The organism is Roseibium sp. (genome assembly GCF_965229775.1).
In the GTDB taxonomy this organism is placed as follows: domain Bacteria; phylum Pseudomonadota; class Alphaproteobacteria; order Rhizobiales; family Stappiaceae; genus Roseibium.
Window position 1 is genome coordinate 3,250,412 of sequence record NZ_OZ245929.1, and the last position, 24,139, is coordinate 3,274,550.

The window sequence follows — 24,139 nt, forward strand, 5'->3', positions numbered from 1 at the left end:
CGAGCAGCACTTGACAGGAGGCCCAGGCTCAAGGCCGGGGCGGCTCGAAAACAGCAAGGCGGTATTTTGTTCAGCTTTCAGCTGTCACCCCGGACGCAGCGCAGCGGAGATCCGGGGCCTACTCATTTGCAGAGGCACTGGTGTGATCTGTTGCGCTGCTGCAGCCAATTCAGACCCTTCGGCAAGCTGATCGGCGAGTGGTCCCCGGCTCGGGGCCGGGGTGACATTGTGTGACGGTGTGGATTTGCTTCAAGCTCTCAACAAGCACCCAGCCCAGTCCCGGACCTGATCCGGGACCTGAGCGGCGCTTGGGTCACTGCCGTCTGATCAGCACGCTTTCTTCCCGCAAAGCAGCCACTCGGCATTGCCGTCCCCGCCCTTGACGGGCGAGGGAACGAGGTCGCCCGCTTCCCAGTCCGGAACGGATGACAGCCACGATTGCAGTCCCCGCGCGGTCTCTTCGGCAATGTCCGGATCGACGAGGCCGCCCTTGCCGATCCTGTCCTTGCCTGCCTCGAACTGCGGTTTGACCAGAAAGATGCCTTCGGCACCTTCGGCGGCCAGCGCAAGCGCTGGGGGTAGGGCAAGCTTCAGCGAAATGAAGCTGACGTCGGACACGATGAGTTCCGGTGTGTCGCCGCCGAGGTGCGTGCTCGACAAGTCACGCGCATTGAGACCTTCCTGTGCGATGACCCCCGGATGGGCCGCGAGGCTTTCATGCAACTGGCCGTGGCCGACATCGATCGCATGAACCTTTGCAGCCCCATGTTGAAGAAGCACCTGTGTGAAGCCGCCGGTCGACGCACCGATATCCAGGCAGATCCGGCCTCGGGGCTCGACCTTGAACCGTTCTAGGGCTTCCAGCAGCTTGAGCGCAGCACGCGAGACATAGGCCGAGGCCGGGTCATTGACCTCGATCGAGCTGCCCTCGGCAACTTTCTGCGCCGGTTTCTTGCACACCGTCCCGTCCATGAGCACGGTGCCGCGCAGGATTGCGTCCCGCGCCCGGGCCCTGCTCGCGATCAGGCCGGTGTCGACGAGATGCTGGTCGAGGCGTTTGGAAGACATGGCCGGCCTTTCAGGCAGTGTCCGCACGAAAGAGATAAAGATCGCGGTTCAGCCGAAACAGCTCGCGATCGCGGACAGCAGCCGGTCCGCATAGACCCGTTCCCCGGCGTAGAGCCAAAGGAATGCCGACAGCGCGACAAGGCCTGTCGCACCGGCGGTCAATCCTATGTAAAGCGGCATGCGCATCGGATCGTGTCTGCGTCCTCTGGTCCTCAGCTGGAAGCCGGTGCGTTTGCGATCAGCCGGCGCAGCTTCTGCAGGGCCGTTTCCTCGGCCTCCGCATAAGCGATGGTCCCGACAAACTTGTTGTCCGAATTCATCAGATATACGGCGGCGGAATGGTCCATCGTATAATCGCCGTCGTCAAGCGGAACCTTCTTTGCATACACCCGATAGGCCTTGATGACGGCATCGATCTGTTCACGAGATCCGGTCAGAGGCGCAATGCGCGTGTCGAAAGCCCAGACGTAGTCCCGCATCACATCGGGCGTGTCGCGCTCGGGGTCCACGGTCACGAACGCGTAGTTCAGCTTGTCGGCATCAGGCCCGAGCGCCTCGATCCAGCCCTGCAGTTCGGAGAGGGTCGTCGGACAGACATCCGGGCAATAAGTGAAACCGAAGAACAGCACCAGCGGCTTGCCGGCGAAGGTCGCATCGGTGACCGTTTCTCCGTTGCCGTCGACAAGCTCAAACGGGCCGCCGATGGCGGCGAGGGGTTCGATCAGCGAGCCGGAATTCTCGTTTCCCGCGGTCTGCTGATAAACGAGAAAGCCGGATGCGGCGGCAAGGACGGCAACTGCCGCCCAGGCCACATATCGGAAGAGTTTCAAACCGGACATGGCGTTTCCTCTTCTGGCAAAATCAGTTTTTGCTGTGGTTCTTGTGGTCGTGGCTGCCGTGATCTTGATCACCGTGGCCGTGATTCATCGTTTTCGCACCCATCTTGGCAACGTCAAGCTCGATGGCGACGTCGCCCGCCTTTTCAAAGGTCAGCACGACGGGAACAGTCGTTCCTTCCGTAAACGGCTGGTTCAGTCCCATGAACATGATGTGCAGGCCCCCTGGCTTCAAGGTGACGGTTTCCCCTGCCGGTATCTCGATGCCGCCTTCCATCTCGCGCATCTTCATCACGCCGTCGGTGACCGCCATTTCATGGAGTTCGACGTTTTTGGCGACGTCCGAGGAGGCCGAGACAAGGCGGTCGTCTTCCGAGCCGGTATTGACGATCTCGACGAAACCACCGCCGGCCCTCGCTTTGGGCGGGGTTGCGCGTGTCCAGGTCTTGGACAGCGAGAGGTCGCCGGCGCTGTAGTCGGCGGCGGTGGCAGAAAGGGATGCAAGTGTAAGCGCCGTCGCTGCGGCGATCGAAGTCCAGAGTTTCATGACAGTTCCTTGGTATCTGAAGTTTTGAGACAGGGTCAGATCAAGGAGGATGGCGGTGCCCGGATGGCGGTGACGCGGCGGGAAAGTGCGGTGCGCGTGTCACGGCCCGCTTCGGGAAAGGCTCCGTTCGCCGCAAGGCCGTTGGCCGACAGCACGGACGTGCCGGCCGGCGCGGCCGGGGCAAGCGAGCATCCGTGTACGCAGGCAGGTCCGCATTGGCAGACGGCCGGGTCATGGAACGCAAGTGAATGCTGTTGGCCCGAGGTTTGGCAGAGTTGCGTCAACCCTGTTGCCGCGGCGAATTCCGGGGCGAGCGCACTGGCCAGGATGACAAGGCACAGGCGCAGCGTGAACGCCAGCGTCGCCAGCGCCACCAGGGGGTGACGCTCACGTCTCAGCAGTTGCAGATTTTCACCACGCATGGCCATGACACGGCTATAGGGCCGTTCGGTTTGCGTGTCGAGGGGCGAAAACGCGCAGGCAAATCCGCTCCGGGGTCAGGAGCTGGTTTCGGGCGTTTTCGTAGGCGCGGCATCATCGGCATGTGTGCCGTCTGCCGGCGGTGCCTTGCCTGCGCCTTCCGCAGCCTCACCCGGCGCTGCGTCCACCTTTGCCTCAGCGCCTTTTGCAGCTTCGGGCTCCTCGGCCTCGCCGGAGCCCGTATCGAAATTGTAGATATCGTCCTCATAAGCCGGAAACTCTTCCGGCGGAATGACGTATTCCTCGGCCTCTGCATCAAGCGGCTCGGGAGAAATGACAGAACCGACCTGGGCCGTGGCCGCGTATTCGAAGTCCGTCTTTTCGTCGTCGGTGAGCGCCTGCCGCGTGAGCACGCGGGTGAGAACGAAGGCAGCCATCGCAAGACTGACGGTGCCGATCATCACGTAGAGGCCGGAGGGACCGATCTGTCCCATGACCAGCGACGCGACCAGCGGGCCGATGATCGATCCGATGCCGAAGGAGAGCAGCATGCCGGAGGAGGTCTCGACAAAATCTTCAGGGGCCGCATGGTCGAAGGCGTGCGCCACGGCGATCGCGTAGAGCGGCTGGGTGAACATCCCGACCAGAACCGCGGTCATCGCCGCGATCGGAAACGCGGTCGGCGAGAAGAACACGATGGCAAGCGACGCCAATGTCGTTGCGACCCCGAGGCCGACGAGCACGAGACGGCGGTCCACGCGGTCGGAAAGACGTCCGACCGGCCATTGCGCGATCATGCCGCCGCCGATGATGGCCGCGGCATAATAGGCGGACTGGTTCGTCGACAGCCCGATCTGCGATCCGTAGAGCGGCGAAAGCGTGAAAACCGCACCCTGGCAGATCCCGATCAGGAGAATCCCGACAAAGGCGGCCGGAGATGTCCGGTAGAGCCGTATCGGCCTGAAGCGCACCAGCGTGATCGGCGCCGGTTGCGTTGCCGTGGTCAGCGAAATCGGCATCACGGCAAGGCTCAGCGCCACGGAGGCGACGGCGAAGGGGACGAAGGATGCGATGCTCATGCTTGCGATCGAGACCTGTCCCAGGATCAGGGACCCGAAGACGATCACGATGTAGATCGACATGATAGTGCCGCGATTCTCGTTTGTCGCACTCTCGTTCAGCCAGCTTTCGACGATCATGTAGAACCCGGCAAGGCTGAAGCCCGAAACCACGCGGATGATGAACCAGGCGTAGGGGTCGATGATCACCGGGTGCAGGATGGCGGCCCCGGACATCAGCGAGACGAGCGCTGCGAAGGCACGGATATGGCCGGCGCGCATGATCAGAAGCGGCGCGGCAAGGCAGCCCAGCACAAGCCCGACGAAGTAGGCCGACGAGATTGCCCCGATCTCGAAGTCGGTAAAATAGTAGCGGTCCGCCGCGAGCGGCAGCAGGGTCGTCTGGAGGCCGTGCCCGAAAATGAGCAACGCAACCGACAGCAAGAGTGCGGAGACGGAAAGGAGCGTCTGAGCCATGGTCGACCCCTGGAAATGGTGAAAAACAAAAGCGCCGGTCGGGGCCGACGCGATTGATCCTGATCACCAGCCTTTCCAGTAATGACGGCTCGTGTCAATCACGATTTCAGGCGTGCCGCAATTGCGGTCCGGGGCGTCGATTTTGTCGGATCGGGGAGCCGGTCAGGCGCGTTGCGGGGCGCTCAGCATTTCCGTTCCGAGCGCGGTGAAAACCGCCTGCATGATGCCGTCGCAATTGAGACCGGCCCTGGCATACATGGCATCGGGCTTGTCCTGGTCGATATACGCATCCGGGAGTGCGAGCGTGCGGATCTTGAGCCCGTTATCCAGCAAACCTTCTTCGGCAAGCCGGCCAAGCACGTGGCTGCCGAAACCGCCTGCGGAGCCTTCCTCGATCGTCACGAGAACCTCGTGCTCACGCGCGAGTAGCCGGATCAGATCCATGTCCAGGGGTTTTGCGAACCGGGCATCGGCAACCGTGGTCGACAGGCCGGCGGCATCGAGTTCGTCGGCGGCTTTCAGGCACTCGTTCATGCGGCCGCCGAAGCTCAGCAGCGCGACCTTCGTGCCTTCCCGGCGGATCACGCCCTTGCCGATCTCCAGAACGCTGCCCCGTTCGGGCATGTCCAGCCCGACACCTTCGCCGCGCGGATACCGGAAGGAGATCGGGCCTTCATCATAGGCGGCCGCGGTCGCCACCATGTGGCGCAGCTCCACTTCGTCGGCTGCCGCCATGACGACAAAACCCGGCAGGCATGACAGGAACGCGGTATCGAACGCGCCCGCATGCGTCGGGCCGTCTGCCCCGACCAGGCCGGCCCGGTCGATCGGAAACCGCACGGGCAGGCCCTGGATCGCCACATCGTGGATCACCTGGTCGTACGCCCGCTGCAGGAATGTCGAGTAGATCGCGGCAAACGGCTTGTAGCCTTCCGTTGCAAGACCGGCGGCGAAGGTCACCGCGTGCTGTTCCGCGATGCCGACGTCGAAGGTGCGTTTGGGAAACGCTTCGCCGAAAAGGTTCAGCCCGGTGCCATCCGGCATGGCCGCCGTGATCGCGACGACCTTGTCGTCGTGTTCGGCTTCCTTGATCAACGAGGTGGCGAAGACATTGGTATAGCTTGGCGCATTCGCCTTCGGCTTTGACTGCTTGCCGGTGATGACGTCGAATTTGGCGACGCCGTGATACTTGTCCTTGGCGCCCTCTGCCGGCGCGTATCCCTTGCCCTTCTGGGTCACCGCGTGAATGAGCACGGGGCCGTGATGGGTGTCGCGGACATTTTTCAGGATCGGCAGCAGGTGTTCCAGATTGTGTCCGTCGACGGGGCCGACATAGTAGAAGCCGAGTTCCTCGAACATGGTCCCGCCGGTCCAGAAGCCGCGCGCATATTCTTCCGCGCGCGCCGCCTTTTCGAAGACCGGCTTCGGCAGGTTCTTGGCAATGTTCTTGGCGGCATCGCGCAGGGTCTGGTAGGTCGGGCCGGAAACCAGCTTTGCAAGATAGGCCGACATGGCGCCGACCGGGGGCGCGATGGACATGTCGTTGTCATTCAGGATGACAATCAGGCGGGAGCCCAGATGCCCCGCGTTGTTCATGGCTTCATAGGCCATGCCGGCGGACATCGCCCCGTCGCCGATAACGGCGATCACGTTGTTGTCGCCGCCATCCAGGTCTCTGGCGGCAGCCATCCCCAGGCCTGCGGAAATCGATGTCGATGAATGGGCGGCCCCGAACGGGTCGTAGCGGCTTTCGGCGCGCTTCGTGAAGCCGGACAGACCGTTGCCCTGTCTGAGTGTGCGGATCCGGTCGCGCCGCTCGGTCAGGATCTTGTGCGGATAGCACTGATGGCCGACGTCCCAGATGATCTTGTCATCGGGCGTGTTGAACACATAGTGAAGCGCGACCGTCAGCTCGACGACCCCGAGTCCGGCACCAAGATGTCCACCGGTGATCGACACGGCATCGATGGTCTCCGATCTGAGTTCGTCAGCGAGCTGATTCAGATCGGTTTCATCCAGCGTGCGCAATTCCGCAGGGGAATTGATCTTGTCGAGAAGTGGGGTATCGGGTTTTGAAGACACTCTGCTGAAGGCTCCACGAAATGAAATCTGGCGGGCAGGCATACACCAACGGATTATAGGGCGCAAATGCTGCGGCAGTAATGCGCCAAATTGTTACGTCATCTCAACAGGAGATCTACGGGTGATCGTGTCTCATTATTTTTGAATTGGCGTGCAGATCACGTGCAATTTTGGCAGTGTTGATCGTTTTTGAATTTCAGTCACCCTTTTGGGTGATGCATCTGCCGTTGATCTGGCCTAAGGAATTGGTGTGGTCGATGGGGCCACGTGCACAGTGATCAACTTGGGGTCGCATTTCGCGGCCCCTTTTTGTGGCTGCCGCCCAGTTGGCTCTGAGCAAGAGACCGACTGACATTTCCGCGCAGCAAGACGTCTCCGGACATTCCGAATTTCAGAACAGGCGCGAGATCCCGTGAACCAGCCTTGCGAGTTGCAGTTGCGTATTGACGCCCGTCTTGTCGAAGATGCGCCGCAAATGGGTCTTGGCCGTGTTTCGCGTTATCCCGAGGTCCCGTACCGTATCGTTGATGGAACCGCTCATCGTCAGGTGGCGCGCCAGATGGGCCTCCGAATGCGAAAGCTCGAAACGGTCCTGCAGGACAGTCTCCAGCGCTTCCGGTAGGTCTGATGTCTCGAAGATCTGGAGAACGATCCAGGGGCCGCTCCCGTTGCCATTTCGTGCGGTAGTGGCGGGGACGGTCTTGATCGTAATGCGTTTCAGGCGGCCGTCCGGATCTTCAAGACAGACGGAATGATCGCCGGTTTCGTCTTTGACCGGCTCGCGGCTGTTTGCCTGCTTCACTGCGGGTTCGCCGCTGCTGTCAAATGCGCCGAGAACGTCCTGAAACGCGGTCTCCAGTTGTTTGTTCTTGAACTCGAACCGGGAGGCATTGAACCGCACGCTTCCGGTCGCCAGAAGTTTTTCAAGTCCGGACGCCGAATGTCCGAGCAATTCCTTGTCCCCGGTCAGCAACACCGTCGGGCATGCCGACCCCATAAGGAGTGCTTCCTGGATCCGGTTTTTCGCCTTGTGCCGCTCGGTCCGGAAGAAAGCGTCGATGCCCGGCGTCAGAACCTTCGTGAGTGTCCGGAACGTCCGGTGTGCAGCCTCGACGTCAATGGTCTCGGTCGTGTGTTCCTTGAACAGGCATCCGAACAGGATTGTCGAACCTTCATCCCGCATCAGGGGCGAGACCAGCCCGGCGGTATCCGCCGCGTGGGCGTCGGCGTCCGGTCCGTCGAAAGTGTTTCCGGCGCGGGCGCCGACGGGCTGCTGTGACCCTGTGACAGGTCTGTTGCTGCCAAAGTCGCCCTTGCTCAGCGTGGTCTTGCAATACGGGAAGCGCAGCTCTGCTTCTTCCAGCAGGAACTTCACAGCCTCGTCGCTCCCCTTTGCCGGTCGCGGAAAAAACACGTTGTTCAGTCGCTGCGACGACCGCCCGCCATCGAAGTTCGAGGTCGGCCCGCCGCCCTGCGCGAATTCGCACAGGAAAGAAATGCAGTTCAGCTTCAAGTCAATCGAGTCCAGAATGGAGGCCCATCCGTCAGAGTGTGTTGCGCATTCCAGTACTCGTAAAAGTAGATCTGCTTCGTCTGTCTTGCTAAGTGATGGCATTGTCCAAAGCGTCAACTAAATATTACATAAAGATTTATTATACTTGTAAATATTACTATCAATTTGTGCGAAAAATGGCAATAGAAGCGCATTTGCAGCGTCCTGAGCGCGGCTTTGATTGGGGTAGGCACAGGTACTCGCGGCGGTCTGCCGCTCTCGGAGGCAGTGAAACGGCACGGCGAATGGGAAGCTGTTTGCCGGCGGGTATGCGTCCGCGATCCTGCTCACACTGCGGCGAAGCGAAACCCGGGGCCGGGCCACTTTCTATCAGAGAATGAAGGCGACGTCAGAGCCGCCCGAGAGCTCGGGGATCCGCCGGAATTCGGGGCTGAGACGCCTGCGCTATTGCGGATCCAGCTCGGTCGTTCCGCGCGCGCTGCCGTCCTGTCCGAGCTGAATTTTCTCGACCTTCGCTTCCGCGGACTTCAGCAAGGTGTCACACCGTTTGCGCAGTGCATCGCCGCGTTCATACATCTCGATGCTGCGTTCAAGTGGAACGTTGCCCTGTTCGAGCTCGCGCACGATTGTTTCCAGCTGCCGGAGCGCATCTTCGAAAGTCAGTTCGGAAATGTCTGTTGAAGCGTCACTCATCGGTGCGTTCCCTCTTGAAGCCGGACAGTATCTGGAAAGTCGCGGGACGGAGCACAAAGGTCAAGCCGGGAATGTGAAGTTGCCCCCTTTGATCCCCGGCGAATTTTTTGGCGTGACGACCTTCAGCCGGTCATCAGCGTCATGACATGGGCCGCTGTCGACCGGGCCAGGCCTTCCAGATCGTAGCCGCCTTCAAGGACCGAAACGACGTGCCCGTTGCTGTGCCTGTCGGCAACATCCATCAGGACCCGCGTCGCCCAGGCGAAATCGGCTTCAACGAGGTTGAGGCCGCCGAGCGGGTCGCGCGCATGCGCATCGAACCCGGCCGAGATGATGACAAGCTCCGGCTGGAAATCGTCGAGGCGCGGCAGTACGGCAACCTCGAAAGCCTCCTTGAATGCCGGGCCGTCCTCACCGGGTGCGAGAGGCACATTGACGATCGTGTTCTTCTCACCGGTTTCCGACGCGGCCCCGGACCCGGGATAGAGCGGCATCTGGTGGGTCGAGCAATACATCACGCTGCCATCGTCCCAGAAGATGTCCTGCGTTCCGTTGCCGTGGTGCACGTCGAAATCGACGATTGCAACGCGGCCGACCCCGTGCTTCGCCTGAGCGTAGCGCGCGGCGATCGCCACGTTGTTGAAGAAACAGAACCCCATGGCCCGCTCCTTTTCCGCATGGTGTCCGGGCGGGCGGGAGGCGGAAAACGCGTTGCTGACCTTTTTTGAAAGGACCTCGTCGACTGCGCGGCACGCGCCTCCGACCCCTCTGAGCGCTGCTTCCCAGGTTCCGGGCGACATCGTCGTGTCCGCATCGACCCGCGCAACGCCTTCATCGGGTGCAAGCCGGTGCAGTTGGTCGACGTACCCCATCGGGTGCGCGCGCGCGATATCCTCGACGGTGCCCATCGGGGCGATATCCCGCTCAACAGATTGAAACTTCTCGTGTTCCAGGATCCTGTCGATCGCCCTGATCCGGTCAGGCCTTTCAGGGTGTCCGAGCGGAGTAAGGTGATCGAGATAGCAGGGATGGTGCAGGAGGAGCGTAGACAAAGAGGCGTTTCCGGAAAGTTATGTTTTGGATTGAGCAAGCCCATCAGAAAGGTCTGAAACGGTGCTGTCAATTGATGATAGGTCGCATGAAGCGAAGGTTTGTCCGGAAAGCGAAAACGCGGCCCAAAACAAAAAAAGAAGGCCGGCTTTCTTGCCGGCCTGTTCAAAGGTGCGAGCACCGCAATGCCCGAGGGGAGGTCCGCTGCATCTCAATTGTGTGAGTAAGGTTACGTGATTCTCGTAAGGGAATGCGAGTTTTTTACCGTAATCCGCCAAAGGTCGGTGTTGATAACTCGCGAAACGTTAAGCTGCGCACGCAAAAATCCGACTTCATTTCTTGCGTGTATTGCAGTTGTAAACTTGATTTTCGTTTATCTGTTATATTGGAAACTTGTTGATCCCGGACCTTGACTTCATTGGTCCGGGCTTCAACTTGTGACGCGCGTTTGAGCCGGGAAACGCTGAAATATATGCCTTTTTTTGATGCAGCTGAAAATTGCATCACGCGCCGCCGGGGAACGGAGGCGGCGCTGGCGGCAGGCGTATTTGGTTATCGATATCATGGACGCGGCGCAGCGGCCCGCTTGAGACGGTCGTTGATTGCCTCACCAAGCCCAAAGCTGGGGATAAACTGCACCCGGATCGTGCCGGCCATGCTCGCGTCCAGCGTTCGCATTCCCCGAAACAGATTGGCCGCCGCTTCCGCCAGATCGCCATCGGGGCTCAGGTTGAATTCCATGCGGGCGCGCTCGGCACCTTGAATTCGCTCCGGACCGAATGAGAGCAGCGCATCGTCGCGCGTGACCTCCTGCGCGTTCAGGATCAAGGACGCGTTCGGGGCATAGTGCGAGGCGAGCATGCCCGGAGCGGCCGGGGCATCGGGGCGCATGCCGGGTGCGGCGGCGAGCAGGCTTGTGCCCAGGGCATCTTCAATCTCCTCGCGCGATATCCCGCCCGGACGCAGCAGCCTCGGCCTGCCGTCCACGATGCCGACGATGGTGGATTCAATTCCGACACGGCATGGTCCGGCGTCGACGACGAAGCTCAGTGCCTCCCCGAGATCATCAATGACGTCCTGCGCGCGGGTCGGGCTGATCCTGCCGGACAGGTTGGCGCTTGGGGCTGCGAGAGGCCTGCCGGTTCTTTCGGCAAGAAACCGCATCACGGGACCCGCAGGGACGCGCAGGGCCACCGTCATCAGCCCCGCCGTCGCCATGTCCGAGATCGGTGAGCCTTCGGTCTTCGGCACGACGAGGGTCAAGGGGCCGGGCCAGAAAGCCTCGGCCAGGCGCAACGCAAGCGCGTCGAACCGGCCGTTAAGACACGCATCTTCAAGGCTTGGTACGTGCGAAATCAGCGGGTTGAATTGCGGGCGGCCCTTTGCTTCGAAGATTTTCGCACAGGCGATACCATTCGTGGCGTCGGCGGCAAGCCCGTAGACTGTCTCGGTCGGAACGGCGACGAGCTCGCCCGCGGTCAGCGCGGCGCAGACGTCAGGCGCTTCAGGAGCATCCTGCCACTCAGGCTTCTTCAAATTGACGGTCCAGTGCTGCATTCAGTCTACTTTGCCCGTTTTGCAAATCCTGTTGCGTGAAATGTGGGTGACCTGCCGTAGCGACATGGGTTGACGTTAACGTCAACTGGTCTATTGTCCAGTCCCGAAATGTTTCAAGCGCCTTTTGCGGACAAGCACTGCATCCGTCAAGCGTCGAACGAAGAAAACACAGAATGACTGGCGGCAAAGAGGCCGGGCGGTTCTGGGGAGGACCTGAATGTATCGCGCACCCGTCGACGAGATCGTTTTTACACTAAGGCATGTGTGCGGCCTCGGTGATTTGCAGAAAAATCCACGCCATTCCGAACTGGGGGATGACCTTGTCGATGCGATCGTCAACGAGGCCGGCCGTTTCGCTGCGGAGGAAATCGCGCCCCTGAATGCGGTGGCCGACAAGCACGGCACGCCCTTGCGCGATGGCACGGTCAGCACGCCTCCCGGCTGGCGCGAAGCTTACCATGCCTGGATCGAGGGGGGCTGGAACGGCCTGTCGGCCGATGTGGAATCCGGTGGTCAGGGCCTGCCGCAGATGCTCTCCGCGGCGGCAATGGAAATGTGGAATTCCGGTTCCATGGCCTTTGCAATCGGACCGACGCTGACGATCGGCGCGGTCGAGGCGATGGAAAAACATGCCTCGGACGACCTGAAGGCGACCTATCTGGACAAGCTGGTGTCGGGCGAATGGATGGGCACCATGAACCTGACCGAGCCGCAGGCGGGCTCGGACCTCAATGCGCTGCGGGCGAAGGCGGAACGCAACGACGATGGCACCTACAGGATATTCGGCCAGAAGATCTTCATCACCTATGGCGATCACGACCTGACCGACAACATTGTGCACATGGTTCTGGCGCGTTTGCCGGATGCGCCGGCGGGGACCCGGGGCATTTCCATGTTCCTCGTGCCCAAGTTCCTGGTCAACCAGGACGGCTCGCTTGGCGCGCGGAATGATGTCCGCGTTGCCGGTGTCGAGCACAAGCTGGGCATCCACGGGTCACCGACCTGCACGATGGTGTATGGCGACGAAGGCGGGGCGATCGGCTGGCTCGTCGGCGAGGAGAACAAGGGTCTTGCCTGCATGTTCACAATGATGAACAACGCCCGCCTCGCCGTGGGCATCCAGGGGCTGGGTGTTGCCGAACGGGCCTATCAGCAGGCTCTTCACTATGCCATCGACAGGAAACAGGGCAGGGCGCCGGGTGACAGCGGCGAGGGCATGAGCCCGATCGCGCGCCATCCGGACATCAAGCGCATGCTCCTGACGATGAAGTCCAAGACGCAGGTTGCCCGTGCGATCTGCTATGCCTGCGCCCACGCGATCGATATGGCCAATGTCAGTGAAGACGAAGCAGGGCGGACTTTCTGGAACGAACGCGCCAGCCTGCTGACGCCGATCGCAAAGGCGCTTTCCACCGATTTCGGCGTCGAGGTCGCCTCGCTCGGTGTCCAGATCCATGGCGGCATGGGGTATGTCGAGGAGACCGGCGCGGCCCAGCATCTGCGCGATGCGCGCATTGCCCCGATCTACGAGGGCACCAACGGGATACAATCCATTGACCTTGTGCTTCGCAAGCTGCCGCTATCGGGCGGTGAGCACATCAAGGGGTTCATTGCCGAACTGAAGGCGGTCGCCGGTGAGGTTGCCACCTCCAACCGGCCGGAATTCGGGGCGACCGCCGCACGATTGGGTGAGAGCGTTCGGGACCTTGAGGAGGCGACCGGCTACATGCTTGCCGCCCTTGCCGACGGACGCACGGCGGACGCGCTTTCCGGCGCAACCCCCTATCTGCGGGTCGCGGGTCTTGCCCTGGGTGGTGCCCTGCTCGCCAGGGGCGCGCTCCGCTCCTCGGAAGAACCGGCCGAACGGCAGGCCGAGAGAACCTTGCTCGCGCGCAGTTTCTGCGAAACGGTGCTGGGCGAGACCGGTGGATTGAAATCGGACATCGTTCTGTCCGCGGACGCGATCAAGGCGTTTGACCCTGAAGCGCTGGCATCCTGAGACGGGAGAATGACCAATGATCCGCACTAGCCTGGACGAGGGCGTCCAGACCCTGCGCCTCGATCGGCCGGAGAAAAAGAATGCCCTGACGGGCGCCATGTACACCGATCTTGCCGATGCGTTGGAAGCCGGAAACGAGAATCCGGATATCCGCTGCCATCTGATCTGCGGCCAGCCGGAGGTGTTCACTGCCGGCAATGATATCGGCGATTTCCTGCAATATGCCGGACGGGTTGCGGTGTCTGAAACGCCGGTGGTCCGGTTCCTTCGGGCTCTCGTTCGCACGCAGAAGCCGCTGGTCGCGTCGGTTGACGGGCTCGCCATCGGTGTCGGCACGACGCTGCTGATGCATTGCGACATGGTCTTTGCCAGTCCGCGCGCATTTATCCGCTCTCCGTTCGTCGATCTCGGGCTTGTGCCCGAGGCCGGTTCGAGCCTGCTCGGACCGCAGCTGATGGGGCACGCACGCGCATTCGAACTCCTGTGCCTCGGCAATCCGCTGACCGCGGAAAAGGCGGAGCGTTTGGGACTGGTGAATGAGATCGTCGATGACAATGTCGACGATACGGCGCTTGCCTGCGCGAAGCAGATCGCGGCAAAGCCGCCGGAGGCGATGGCCCTGTCGAGACAGCTTCTCAAGGGCAACACCGGCGCGCTGTCGGAGCGTGTTGAGGAAGAAATCAGCATTTTCGCCGACCGGCTGACCGCGCCTGAAACCATTGCGGCATTCCAGGCCTTCATGACCAAGAAAAAGGCGTGACCGGGCGTTCAGGCACGGAACCCGGTCACAACGGCAACTTTCCGGAGGAAACAAGCATGTCCCTGAAGGGCAAGACACTGTTCGTCACGGGTGCCTCGCGCGGCATCGGCAAGGCAATAGCGCTCAGAGCGGCACGGGACGGCGCCAACATCGCCATTGCTGCGAAAACGGCGGAACCGCATCCCAGGCTCGAGGGAACGATCTACACGGCGGCCGAGGAAATCGAGGCGGCCGGCGGAAAGGCCCTGCCGCTGGTAGTGGACGTTCGCGACGATGAAGCGGTGAAAGCAGCGATAGACAAGACGGCAGTCCACTTCGGCGGCCTGGATATCCTGGTGAACAATGCCAGTGCTATCCAGCTGACGCCTGTCGAGCAGACCGACATGAAGCGTTTCGACCTGATGCACCAGATCAACACGCGCGGCACGCTGGCTTGCTGCAAACACGCGATCGCGCACCTGAAGAATGCCGAAAATCCGCACATTCTCATGCTGTCGCCGCCGCTCGACATGCAGGAGAAATGGTTCGCGCCGTTCACGCCCTACGCGATCGCGAAATACGGCATGAGCCTGGTTGTTCTCGGCCTGGCCGGCGAGCTGCGCTCCAAGGGCATTGCCGTCAACGCGCTCTGGCCCAGAACCACCATCGCAACGGCTGCGATCAAGAACATCATCGGCGGCGACAAGATGATGCAGCAGAGCCGGACGCCCGACATTCTCGCTGATGCCGCCCATGAGATCTTCTCCTCTCCGTCGAAGGACTTCACCGGCCAGTTCCTGATCGACGACACTTTCCTTGCCAGCCGCGGCGTTACCGATTTCGATGCCTATCGGGTCGATTCGAGCCTGTCGCTGGCGCCGGACTTCTTTGTCCCCGACGACGTTCCCGCCCCGGCGGATCTCGGACCGGCAAAGTCCTGACGGGCGACGCCGCTGAGCGACGCAGCGGGCTTGCAATTGTGAGCCCGTTCAGGCAGCCTTTCCGGGCCGATGAGGGCGGCAACCGGATCCGCGGACAGCGAAAGCACCCTGACACCAGATGCAAATAGCCGGTTTTTCACCTGCGCCCGAAACCAGCGGATCGTCCGGGCGGTACGAACAGGAGAAAAGCCATGACCAACGGCATTCCCCCGGAACTTGACGCTCACAAGAAGGCTGCGCGCCGGTTGCGAAAGCAACACGCGGCAGGCGATGCGGACGCCGCCGCGCGCGTGTCCGCGCATGTGAGCGGGGACAGGCCGCTCAGACACGCGGATTTTCTGCATGTCATTGCCCGCGAGGCCGGGCAGGACAGTTGGCCGAAGCTCAAATTCGCCGTTGAAAGCCGCGCCATGAATCGGCAAGAAAAGGCCGAGCGTCTGAAGGTCGCGCTTTACTTCGGCCAGCACTGGGTGACGGAGCGCCTGCTGAAGGATGAGCCGGACCTGAAGGACGACAATCTGGGTCTGAAGGTCGCGCTCTACGACCTGGACGGTGTCCGCCGCGCGATCGAGGCGGATCCGGGATCGGCGACGCGCAAGGTCGGCATCAGGTCGCCGCTGCTGCACCTTGCCTATTCACAGGAGATCCATCGCAGCCCGGACAAATCCGGCGATATGCTCGCGATCGCGGAATTGCTGCGCGTGGGAGGCGCCGACGTGGATGACGGCTATTCGCCGGACCCCGATGGTGACTACAAGCTGTCCGCGCTTTATGGAGCGATGTGCCATGCGGACAATTACGCGCTGGGCAAATGGCTTCTGGAACAGGGTGCCAATCCGAATGATGACGAAAGCCTCTACCACAGCACCGAACTCGGGCACACGCGGGCCTTGGCGCTGCTCCTGAAACACGGCGCCAAACCCGATGGCACCAACGCGCTTCCAAGGGCACTCGATTTCGACAACCTGGAGATGGTTCGGATGCTCCTGGAGGCGGGCGCGGACCCGAACCTGACCGTGCCCGATCATCCGAGCGGTCTGCCCATGAATACGATCCCGTCGTTGCACCAGGCGGCCCGGCGTGGCGCTTCGGTCGAGGTGGTCGACCTGCTGCTGACATTCGGCGCCGATCCGAACGCGGTGTGGGATGGCCACACGGCCCATGCAATGGCCTGCCTATACGGCAATCTTCCCGTTGCGGACCATCTGGCAGGGAAGGGGTTTGCCACCCCCCTCAATGGGAATGAACGCGTCCTGGCGGCCTGCGCGTCCGGGGCGGACGTGCCCGGTATGCTGGATCTCGGCGGTCTGAGCGAGGAAGACAAGGGCCTGTTGACCCGGCTGGCCTTCATCCCGGGCAAGCTTGATCACATGAAGCGGCTGGTGACGGCCGGCCTCGATCCGGATGTGCCCGACAGCATGGGCCTGCCGCCTTTGCATGTGGCTGGCTGGAACGGGCTTGTCGAGGAAGTGGCCTATTTTCTCACGCTCAGTCCGGATCTGACGCGCAAGAACGACTACGGCGGCGACGCCCTCGATACGGTGATACACGGGTCCGAATTCGCCCCCAGGCGCGCAGAAGCCGACCACATGTCCTGTGCGCGGCTGCTGCTGGAGGCGGGCAGCGTGCTTTATCCCGATTTCATATCGGGCTGCGGCAACGAGGACATGGTTCAGTTCCTGGAAGACTGGCGCGACGCACATCCATAGGAACAGGTGCGGGCGGCCGCACCAATCTGTGGTCGAAGCCACTGCTGTCCGGTTCACAAAGTACTGTCGAACTTATGTCCCTGAGGAAACATAATAATTCCGTACGTCGCATGATCGCAATACGGAATTGTTTCTTCGATTTGTCGTCCCGGTTTGCCGCACGCGCGGCAAGACCGGGAACCAGTACTCCATGTGGCCGAAGGTTGAAAGATGAAGGAGAAACAGGTGGTTACTGGGTTCCAGCCTTCCGCTGCGCTTCAGCCGGAATGACAAGTTCATTGACTGAGGACCGCCTAGCTAGATGAACTGCGGGTTAAACCGGACAGCAGTGGGTCGAAGCGCCGATTGTTTTGACGCGTTCAAAATTCTGGAGTTTAGTCGGGAGAGTTCGGTCGGGTTGTATCCAAAAAGGGGGATCGCATGGAAAGTGCAATGGATCAGGTTGGCGCCTATGGGCCACTGATAATCAATGCGGTGAAAGCAGTCGTTGTTCTCATTATCGGCTGGATCGTGGCGGGCATGGTCTCCGGGCTGGTACGGCGCAGGATTGTCAGCCATCCGCAGATCGACGACACGATCGGCGGTTTCGCCGCGTCCATCGTCCGCTGGCTGATCCTGCTGGTCACGCTGATTGCGATCCTTCAGCTTTTCGGTATCGAGGCCACCAGCCTTGTCGCCGTACTCGGCGCGGGTACACTGGCCATCGGCCTGGCGCTGCAGGGAACGCTCAGTGACGTGGCCGCCGGGGTGATGCTGATCATCTTCCGTCCCTACAAGATCGGCCAGTTTGTCGACATCGGCGGCACGTCGGGCACGGTCAAGGATCTCAATATCTTCGTCACGGAACTCGTGACACCCGACAACGTCCAGATCATCATGCCCAACGGCCAGGCCTGGGGTGCGGTCGTCACCAACTATTCGGCGCATGACACACGCCGTCTCGATCTGACTTTCGGCATTGACTACGGCGACGATGCCGACAAGGCCATCCAGATCATCCTGGATGTCGCCAACGCGGACGAGCGCGTCCAGAAGGACCCAGAGCCCTGGGTGCGTGTCACCAATCTCGGCGACAGTTCCGTCGACCTCGGCGTTCGCCTCTGGTGCGAGGCGGGAGACTATTGGGAACTGAAATTCCACATGCTCAAGGCCGTCAAGGAAGCCTTCGATGCCGGCGGCGTTTCGATCCCCTATCCGCATTCGGTCGAGATCCAGAAGGCCGGATAAACGGTTTGAGCCACTTGCAGGGAGACCGCCTCAACCCGAGGCGGTCTCTCTTTTTGTATCCGTTTCCGGCGCGGTTTCCGGTTCGGCGGCGGCAACCGGCGCACGCTCGTTCGTGGTCTTGTCCTTGCCCTTGGAAACCGTGATTGTCTCGGTCACCTTGATTTCCTCCGTGACCTCGATGTCGACCGTTTCCCCATCCGCATCTGCCGGGCTCGCAGCCTCTTCGGCTGTGCTGGGCGGATTGCCGTCGCCGCCGGTTGCTTCGCCCTGTTCTTCAGCGTCCTGCGGGGGATCTTCGGAAGCGAATTGCGGCACCACCGGGTCTTCTATTTCGTGCTCCGCCATGTCGGTGTTCATCAGCTGCCGCATCTCGGCAAGCGCGACGACATGGTCGCGCAGGTCCGGATGCTGGTCCATGAGAGACTTGAAATCATGGGCGCCGAGGCTGAGCAGCTGACAATAGCCGAGCGCGACGACGTCGGCGCTGCGCCGTCCACCCGTCATGAGCGCGATTTCCCCGAAGACGTCTCCGCGTCCGAGACGAACGGTGTGGCTCGGCGCCTGAACCTCGACCGCGCCGGATGCGATGAAATAGGCGGCATCGCCCCGGTCGCCGCGGCGGATCAGCTTCTCGCGGGGCGTGGCAAACTGCGGCCGCATCATCCGGCGGATCGCCTTCTGCTGCTTGCCGGGAAGATCCTTGAACAGGGGATGCGCGCTCACGAGATCACGTGTCTTCAGGCCCAGATCCAGCGTTGGCCGTGTGTGGCTTGTCTTTCTGGAGCTTTCCACGTCGCGCAGAAGATCGCGGTGCAGTTCCGTGCCGATCAGCATTTGCTCCTTGGCGTCGTCATAGGCGGTCTCTTCCAGTCGCACGCCGGCCTTGAGCAGGAACAGGCGCTCAAGTGAGTCCGCATAGTCCGGATACTGGAGGCGCAGCGCATCGATGGCCTGGATCGTTTCGTCCTGCCGCAGGCACAGCGTGTCGTTGAGAATGTCGCCGACGCGTTCCCCCAGAAGCGGCCGGATGCGCCGGTTGTTGAAGTCGATCAATTCGTCGGCGAGGATCCTGTAGATCAGCAGGAACTCGAACCTGTCGGCAAGCTGGTTGGCCAGCGGCCGCGCGATCCGCAAGCGCCTCTGAAGGGTCTGCGCAAACCGGAAGCCGAAGCCGAATTTCAGGGGCTGCCGGGTCGCCTTGTTGTAGCCTGCGCGGCCATCGCTTCGGGTCAGGTCACCGATCTGTCCTGTCAGGGTCAGGAACCGCGAAACCGCGCGTCCCGAGATCGTCTTTTCATGAAAGTGCTCGAGCACGAGTTGCTGCTCCCGGTCGGCCAGCGCAATCAGGCCGATCCGGACGCGGTCCCAGTCCGAGAGTTCCTCGAGCTTGTTCGTTTCGGAGGCCGCTGCCGCTGCCCGGTCCTCGTAGCCCTTCAGAACCCCCGAGGCGACCCGTTCGTCGATGTGGTAGCTCTTGGCGGCGCTTTCGAGTTCCGAGCGCACATCCAGCATCGCGAGCGAAAGAAATTGCGTTCTGAGCGCTTCGTCCCTTGCATTCAGCCGGTCCAGGCCGAGAAGACGGATCAGGGGTTTCAGGCTGGTGCCGTAGACAAGCAGCGTGAAGAGAACGAAGCCGGTGGCGAGCTTGGTGACGAAGCCGGACACTTCCGCATTAAGGACCGCGTGCTCCGAAACGCTGAGCGCCAGGATCAGCGTGACCGCGCCGCGCATGCCACCCCACAGGATGACAGTCTTGTACTTGTTGCTGACGGATTGTCCCGCACCGAACAGGCTCATCATCGGCAGGAGCCCGAAAATCACCAGCGCACGCGCGGCCAGTGCGGCGACGATCACGACGGCCAGCAACAGGATGTCGATGGGCGCGAATCCGCCCACCAGCTTGGGAATGAGGATGGCGGACAGAAGAAAGATCAGCGAGGCCGCCCAGAAGGAGAGCTGCTCCCAGACGGAATGCAGGAACTGCCAGTTCGACGGCTGGATGCGCGACAGTCCGTAAAGGTTGAAGATCGTGCCCGCGCACACGACGGCGACAACGGCCGAAACGTCCGCGAACTGGTCGCTCAGCACGTATGTGCCGTAGGGAAGGGCAAGGCTGAGAGTAACCTGGGCCAGCGGAAGGTCGCGCATCAGCGTCAGCAGACTGACCGCCACGCGTGCCAGGATCGCACCCACGACCAGTCCGCCGATGAAGGATCTGCCGAAGGCGATGGCCGCTTCGCTCGCGGTGATCGTCTCGTGCTGTGTCAGAACGCCGAGCAGGATGACGAAGATCACGATCGCGGCGGCATCGTTCAGCAGGCTCTCGCCTTCGACGATCCGGCCGAGCCGCGCAGGCGCGCCGATATCCCTGAATATGGCGACGACGGCCACCGGGTCTGTGGTCGCAACGATCGCGCCGAGCAGCAGGCACACGATCAGCGTGATTTCGGGCGACAGGAAGACCGATGCCAGCGGATAGAGCGCGAAACCGATGAATCCGGTCGCGACAAAAACCGCCAGCACCGCCATCACCAGGATCGGAACGATGTCTTCCAGGATCCTGCGGATATCGAGCGTGATCGTTGTCTGGAACAGCAGCAACGGCAGGAACATGTAGAGGATCATTTCCGAGTTCAGAGGCGGATCGGCAAAGATCTCGGCAAAGTCGTCGAAGCGGTTGGTATGGTTCGTGTAGAACAGATAGGTGGCCGAGATGCCGATCAGGGTCCCGACGATCGCAAGCAGCACGCTCGGCGCGAGACCGAGCCGCCGGGCCAGCGGTTGCAGCAATGAGATTGTTATCAATAAAAGCGCGAATGCGCCTGTAATCAATGGTGTTTCCATAAACCCAATGTGCCTTGTGAATGCGGCGATATCAAATTCACTGAAATTTTATTTCGCACCTGCGTTCAGGCTGCAGGGTCGGCCTTGCGTTCGGAAAGCCAGATCCCGCCCAGCACCAGAACAAGGGCAATGCCGTGGTGCCACTTGAACGGTTCGCTCAGGATCGAGACGGCAAGCACGGCCGCGAAAATCGGGACGAGGTTGACGAACACGCCCGCGCGCGCAGGTCCGATGAGATCCACGCCGCGCATGAAGAAGATCTGCGAAAGGCAGGAGGGGAAGACGGCGATATAGAGGACGACAAGCCAGCCGTCGAAGGTCGGCCACTGGGCCGTTCCCGTCGAGACCTCAAAAATCAGCCCGGGTACCGAGGCCACGACGGATATGGCCGACAGGACCGCAAAGAAGGTCAGTCCGGAAACCTTCGGGCGATTTCGCAGTGCAAGCGCGTAACTTGAATAGAGAAGGCAAGACAGCAGCATGTAGCCGTCGCCCGGGTTGACCGCGAGCGACATCAACACCTCGAGACTTCCCTGTGCCGCGATCATCGTCACGCCCACGAGGGTCAGCAGAATACCGAGGACCTGCAGGATCCGAACCTTCGTTCCGAAAAAGATCACGGACCCGATCAGCACGATGATCGGCATCGACCCCTGGATGATGCCCAGGTTCACCGCCGTCGTCTGTGTCGCCGCGATATAGAACAGCGAGTTGAAGCCGACGAACCCGAACGCGGCCATCAGGATCATGCGCGGAAGGTAAGGGCGCATGACATCCCAGTCGGCCCGCATCCTGGTCCAGCACAGCGGAACGAGAATTCCGGCAACGAGGACCCAGCGCAGGAACACCACCATCATCGGGGACACCTCGCCGACGGCGAGGCGGCCGGCAACCGTGTTGCCGCCCCAGAAAAGCGTGGTGAGCGTCAGCATGACAAAGGCATTGCCATATGTCATGTCGCCGAATCTTCGAGCAATCGCGAACATGAAAGGCCTGGAGAGCGGAACCGTCTGGAGCAGACACCGGTATAGGATCAGCCGTTGGACGGAAAGCCAAATCTTCGCTCCGAGGGTGTAATTTCAGATATAATAATGTTTATTTTTTCCATTTTGGAAAAAGTCATGCGTTCTCTTGAGCAATTGACGAACGATGCCGAACGCCCCAAAACACCGGTTAAATGACAAAACTCGAGCCATGCGCCTGGAGAGACGAATGACCGCCCGAACGAATGCCCACGGATTGCAAGTTGCCGACGTTCTCTATGACTTTGTGAACACTCAGGCGTTGCCAGGGACTGGAATAGACCAGGATCATTTCTGGAGCAGCCTGTCGTCCCTCATCCATGATCTGGCACCACGCAACAAGGCGCTGCTGGAAAAGCGCGATGCGCTGCAGGAAAAGATCGATGCCTGGCACAAGGCCAATCCGGGAACGCCCGACATGGCCACCTACAAGGCCTTCCTGAGCGACATCGGCTATCTCGTGCCCCAGGGCGACGACTTCGGCGTCGGCACGGACCGGGTCGATCCCGAAATCGGGTCTGTCGCCGGCCCGCAGCTCGTGGTGCCTGTCATGAATGCACGCTATGCGCTCAATGCTGCAAACGCGCGCTGGGGGTCTCTCTACGATGCGCTCTACGGCACGGACGCGATGGGCTCGAAACCCGCGCCCGGAGGCTTCGATCCGGCGCGTGGCGCTGAGGTGATCGCCTATGCGCGCAAGGTACTTGACGAGGCAGCACCGCTCGCCTCGGGCAGCTGGACACAGGCAACGGGTTTTGCCGTCAGCGCCGAGGCGTTGCTTGTGAAGACGGCAGGCGGGGATGTCGCCCTGGCGGACCCGTCACAGTTTGCCGGCTATTCGGGTGACACCGATGCGCCCTACAAGATCCTGCTGGTCAGGAACGGCCTGCACCTGGAAATCAACATCGATGCGCAGCACCCGATCGGCAAGACCGACGCGGCACACATCTCCGACGTGGTCCTCGAATCGGCCATGTCGACGATCATGGACTGCGAGGATTCGGTGGCGGCGGTCGACGCCGAGGACAAGGTCGTCGTCTACGGCAACTGGCTCGGCCTGATGAAGGGCGATCTTGAAGACACGTTCGAAAAAGGCGGCAAGTCCGTCACGCGCCGCCTCAATGGTGACCGCAACTACACCGCGCCCGACGGCTCCGCCCTGACGCTCCACGGCCGCTCGCTGCTTCTGGTGCGCAATGTCGGTCACCTGATGACCATCGATGCGGTTCTGGACAAGGACGGCAACGAGGTGCCCGAAGGCCTGCTCGACGGCATGATCACCTCGCTGATCGCGCTCCACGACATTGGCCCGAACGGCGGTAATCTCAACAGCCGCTCCGGGTCGGTCTATATCGTCAAGCCGAAGATGCACGGCCCCGAGGAAGTGGCTTTCGCCTCCGAGATCTTCGACCGGGTCGAAGACGCGCTGGGCCTTGAGCGCAACACGCTCAAGATGGGCATCATGGACGAGGAGCGCCGCACGACGATCAATCTCAAGGAGTGCATCCGTCAGGCGAAGGACCGTGTTTTCTTCATCAACACCGGGTTCCTGGACCGCACGGGCGACGAGATGCACACGTCCATGGAAGCCGGTCCGATGATCCGCAAGGGGGACATGAAGACCTCAACCTGGATCGGCGCCTATGAAAACAACAATGTCGATGTCGGTCTCGCCTGCGGCCTGCCGGGGCACGCGCAGATCGGCAAGGGCATGTGGGCGATGCCGGACCTGATGCAGGCGATGCTGGAGCAGAAGATCGGGCACCCGATGTCCGGCGCCAACACAGCCTGGGTGCCGTCCCCGACGGCGGCGACCCTGCACGCGCTTCACTACTACCAGGTCTCGGTCGCGAACCGTCAGGCGGAGCTCAGGTCGCGCGATGCGGCCAGGGTCGAGGATATCCTCTCCATCCCCGTTGCCGAGCGGCCGAACTGGGCGCCGGAAGACATTCAGGCCGAGCTCGACAACAACGCACAGGGCATTCTGGGTTATGTCGTGCGCTGGGTCGAGCAGGGGATCGGCTGTTCCAAGGTGCCGGACATCAACAACGTCGGCCTGATGGAAGACCGGGCCACCCTGCGGATTTCGTCGCAGCATATCGCCAACTGGCTGCATCATGGCGTGGCCACGAAAGAGCAGGTCATGGAAACCATGAAACGCATGGCCGCGGTTGTCGATGAGCAGAACGCCGGCGACCCGCTCTACCGGCCGATGGCCGCCGACTTCGACAATTCCGTCGCATTCCAGGCGGCGTGCGAACTCGTGATCGAAGGCACCAGCCAGCCGAACGGCTATACCGAGCCGGTGCTTCACCGCCGCCGGATCGAATTCAAGGCCAAAGCGGCCTGATCTCGCC

Annotated in this window: 19 protein-coding genes; 6 read left to right on the forward strand and 13 right to left on the reverse strand. The window is 61.4% G+C overall.

Going from position 1 to position 24,139, the window contains the following annotated elements:
* Window positions 1–327: 327 nt before the first annotated feature.
* The 11 genes from ACO07N_RS14780 to ACO07N_RS14830 form a co-directional block, all read right to left on the reverse strand.
* The gene (locus ACO07N_RS14780; RefSeq protein ID WP_421981745.1) at window positions 328–1,068 is read right to left on the reverse strand and encodes a TlyA family RNA methyltransferase; all 741 of its coding nucleotides are present in this window, start codon (window positions 1,066–1,068) and stop codon (window positions 328–330) included.
* 48 nt (window positions 1,069–1,116) lie between these two features.
* Window positions 1,117–1,248 carry a hypothetical protein gene (locus ACO07N_RS14785; protein ID WP_421981746.1) on the reverse strand — a complete coding sequence of 44 codons (132 nt, stop codon included), beginning with the start codon at window positions 1,246–1,248 and terminating at the stop codon, window positions 1,117–1,119.
* 32 nt (window positions 1,249–1,280) lie between these two features.
* Complete coding sequence (locus ACO07N_RS14790) at window positions 1,281–1,907, reverse strand: SCO family protein (RefSeq protein ID WP_421981747.1); 627 nt, start codon at window positions 1,905–1,907, stop codon at window positions 1,281–1,283.
* A 22-nt stretch (window positions 1,908–1,929) separates the two neighbouring features.
* Window positions 1,930–2,451 carry a copper chaperone PCu(A)C gene (locus ACO07N_RS14795; protein WP_421981748.1) on the reverse strand — a complete coding sequence of 174 codons (522 nt, stop codon included), beginning with the start codon at window positions 2,449–2,451 and terminating at the stop codon, window positions 1,930–1,932.
* A 35-nt stretch (window positions 2,452–2,486) separates the two neighbouring features.
* On the reverse strand, window positions 2,487–2,873 hold the full coding sequence (locus ACO07N_RS14800) for a hypothetical protein (protein ID WP_421981749.1): 387 nt from the start codon (window positions 2,871–2,873) through the stop codon (window positions 2,487–2,489).
* Window positions 2,874–2,948: 75 nt separating this feature from the next.
* Entirely contained in the window at window positions 2,949–4,406 is a 1,458-nt protein-coding gene (locus tag ACO07N_RS14805; RefSeq protein WP_421981750.1) for an MFS transporter, read from the reverse strand.
* A gap of 162 nt (window positions 4,407–4,568) precedes the next feature.
* On the reverse strand, window positions 4,569–6,488 hold the full coding sequence (gene dxs, locus ACO07N_RS14810; RefSeq protein WP_421981751.1) for a 1-deoxy-D-xylulose-5-phosphate synthase: 1,920 nt from the start codon (window positions 6,486–6,488) through the stop codon (window positions 4,569–4,571).
* A gap of 391 nt (window positions 6,489–6,879) precedes the next feature.
* The gene (locus tag ACO07N_RS14815; protein WP_421981752.1) at window positions 6,880–8,001 is read right to left on the reverse strand and encodes a helix-turn-helix transcriptional regulator; all 1,122 of its coding nucleotides are present in this window, start codon (window positions 7,999–8,001) and stop codon (window positions 6,880–6,882) included.
* A 444-nt stretch (window positions 8,002–8,445) separates the two neighbouring features.
* Window positions 8,446–8,694 (reverse strand): exodeoxyribonuclease VII small subunit, encoded by a 249-nt coding sequence (locus ACO07N_RS14820; RefSeq protein WP_421981753.1) that lies wholly within the window; start codon window positions 8,692–8,694, stop codon window positions 8,446–8,448.
* A gap of 122 nt (window positions 8,695–8,816) precedes the next feature.
* On the reverse strand, window positions 8,817–9,746 hold the full coding sequence (locus ACO07N_RS14825) for a histone deacetylase family protein (protein ID WP_421981754.1): 930 nt from the start codon (window positions 9,744–9,746) through the stop codon (window positions 8,817–8,819).
* A gap of 559 nt (window positions 9,747–10,305) precedes the next feature.
* Entirely contained in the window at window positions 10,306–11,301 is a 996-nt protein-coding gene (locus ACO07N_RS14830; protein ID WP_421981755.1) for an L-threonylcarbamoyladenylate synthase, read from the reverse strand.
* 217 nt (window positions 11,302–11,518) lie between these two features.
* Here ACO07N_RS14830 and ACO07N_RS14835 point away from each other — a divergent pair, with 217 nt between their 5' ends.
* From ACO07N_RS14835 to ACO07N_RS14855, 5 genes are all read left to right on the forward strand, one after another.
* A complete protein-coding gene (locus ACO07N_RS14835; RefSeq protein ID WP_421981756.1) occupies window positions 11,519–13,300 on the forward strand; it encodes an acyl-CoA dehydrogenase in 1,782 nt (593 codons plus the stop codon).
* 16 nt (window positions 13,301–13,316) lie between these two features.
* Complete coding sequence (locus ACO07N_RS14840; protein ID WP_421981757.1) at window positions 13,317–14,060, forward strand: crotonase/enoyl-CoA hydratase family protein; 744 nt, start codon at window positions 13,317–13,319, stop codon at window positions 14,058–14,060.
* A gap of 56 nt (window positions 14,061–14,116) precedes the next feature.
* Complete coding sequence (locus tag ACO07N_RS14845; RefSeq protein WP_421984433.1) at window positions 14,117–14,980, forward strand: SDR family oxidoreductase; 864 nt, start codon at window positions 14,117–14,119, stop codon at window positions 14,978–14,980.
* Between the two features lie 191 nt (window positions 14,981–15,171).
* Entirely contained in the window at window positions 15,172–16,689 is a 1,518-nt protein-coding gene (locus ACO07N_RS14850) for an ankyrin repeat domain-containing protein (RefSeq protein WP_421981758.1), read from the forward strand.
* Between the two features lie 432 nt (window positions 16,690–17,121).
* The gene (locus ACO07N_RS14855; RefSeq protein WP_421981759.1) at window positions 17,122–17,916 is read left to right on the forward strand and encodes a mechanosensitive ion channel family protein; all 795 of its coding nucleotides are present in this window, start codon (window positions 17,122–17,124) and stop codon (window positions 17,914–17,916) included.
* Window positions 17,917–17,946: 30 nt separating this feature from the next.
* Here ACO07N_RS14855 and ACO07N_RS14860 read toward each other — a convergent pair whose 3' ends face one another.
* Both ACO07N_RS14860 and ACO07N_RS14865 read right to left on the reverse strand, forming a co-directional pair.
* The gene (locus ACO07N_RS14860; protein ID WP_421981760.1) at window positions 17,947–20,706 is read right to left on the reverse strand and encodes a cation:proton antiporter; all 2,760 of its coding nucleotides are present in this window, start codon (window positions 20,704–20,706) and stop codon (window positions 17,947–17,949) included.
* A 119-nt stretch (window positions 20,707–20,825) separates the two neighbouring features.
* Entirely contained in the window at window positions 20,826–21,716 is an 891-nt protein-coding gene (locus tag ACO07N_RS14865; RefSeq protein WP_421981761.1) for a DMT family transporter, read from the reverse strand.
* A 256-nt stretch (window positions 21,717–21,972) separates the two neighbouring features.
* Between ACO07N_RS14865 and ACO07N_RS14870 the strand changes: the two genes are divergently transcribed.
* Window positions 21,973–24,132 carry a malate synthase G gene (locus ACO07N_RS14870; RefSeq protein WP_421981762.1) on the forward strand — a complete coding sequence of 720 codons (2,160 nt, stop codon included), beginning with the start codon at window positions 21,973–21,975 and terminating at the stop codon, window positions 24,130–24,132.
* Window positions 24,133–24,139: the final 7 nt, after the last annotated feature.

Coding starts and splice junctions, on each gene's coding strand:
- ACO07N_RS14780 (WP_421981745.1), bottom strand. CDS start 1,068: ATGTCTTCCAAACGCCTCGACCAGCATCTCGTCGACACCGGCCTGATC.
- ACO07N_RS14785 (WP_421981746.1), bottom strand. CDS start 1,248: ATGCCGCTTTACATAGGATTGACCGCCGGTGCGACAGGCCTTGTCGCG.
- ACO07N_RS14790 (WP_421981747.1), bottom strand. CDS start 1,907: ATGTCCGGTTTGAAACTCTTCCGATATGTGGCCTGGGCGGCAGTTGCC.
- ACO07N_RS14795 (WP_421981748.1), bottom strand. CDS start 2,451: ATGAAACTCTGGACTTCGATCGCCGCAGCGACGGCGCTTACACTTGCA.
- ACO07N_RS14800 (WP_421981749.1), bottom strand. CDS start 2,873: ATGCGTGGTGAAAATCTGCAACTGCTGAGACGTGAGCGTCACCCCCTG.
- ACO07N_RS14805 (WP_421981750.1), bottom strand. CDS start 4,406: ATGGCTCAGACGCTCCTTTCCGTCTCCGCACTCTTGCTGTCGGTTGCG.
- ACO07N_RS14820 (WP_421981753.1), bottom strand. CDS start 8,694: ATGAGTGACGCTTCAACAGACATTTCCGAACTGACTTTCGAAGATGCG.
- ACO07N_RS14830 (WP_421981755.1), bottom strand. CDS start 11,301: ATGCAGCACTGGACCGTCAATTTGAAGAAGCCTGAGTGGCAGGATGCT.
- ACO07N_RS14835 (WP_421981756.1), top strand. CDS start 11,519: ATGTATCGCGCACCCGTCGACGAGATCGTTTTTACACTAAGGCATGTG.
- ACO07N_RS14840 (WP_421981757.1), top strand. CDS start 13,317: ATGATCCGCACTAGCCTGGACGAGGGCGTCCAGACCCTGCGCCTCGAT.
- ACO07N_RS14845 (WP_421984433.1), top strand. CDS start 14,117: ATGTCCCTGAAGGGCAAGACACTGTTCGTCACGGGTGCCTCGCGCGGC.
- ACO07N_RS14850 (WP_421981758.1), top strand. CDS start 15,172: ATGACCAACGGCATTCCCCCGGAACTTGACGCTCACAAGAAGGCTGCG.
- ACO07N_RS14855 (WP_421981759.1), top strand. CDS start 17,122: ATGGATCAGGTTGGCGCCTATGGGCCACTGATAATCAATGCGGTGAAA.
- ACO07N_RS14865 (WP_421981761.1), bottom strand. CDS start 21,716: ATGACATATGGCAATGCCTTTGTCATGCTGACGCTCACCACGCTTTTC.
- ACO07N_RS14870 (WP_421981762.1), top strand. CDS start 21,973: ATGACCGCCCGAACGAATGCCCACGGATTGCAAGTTGCCGACGTTCTC.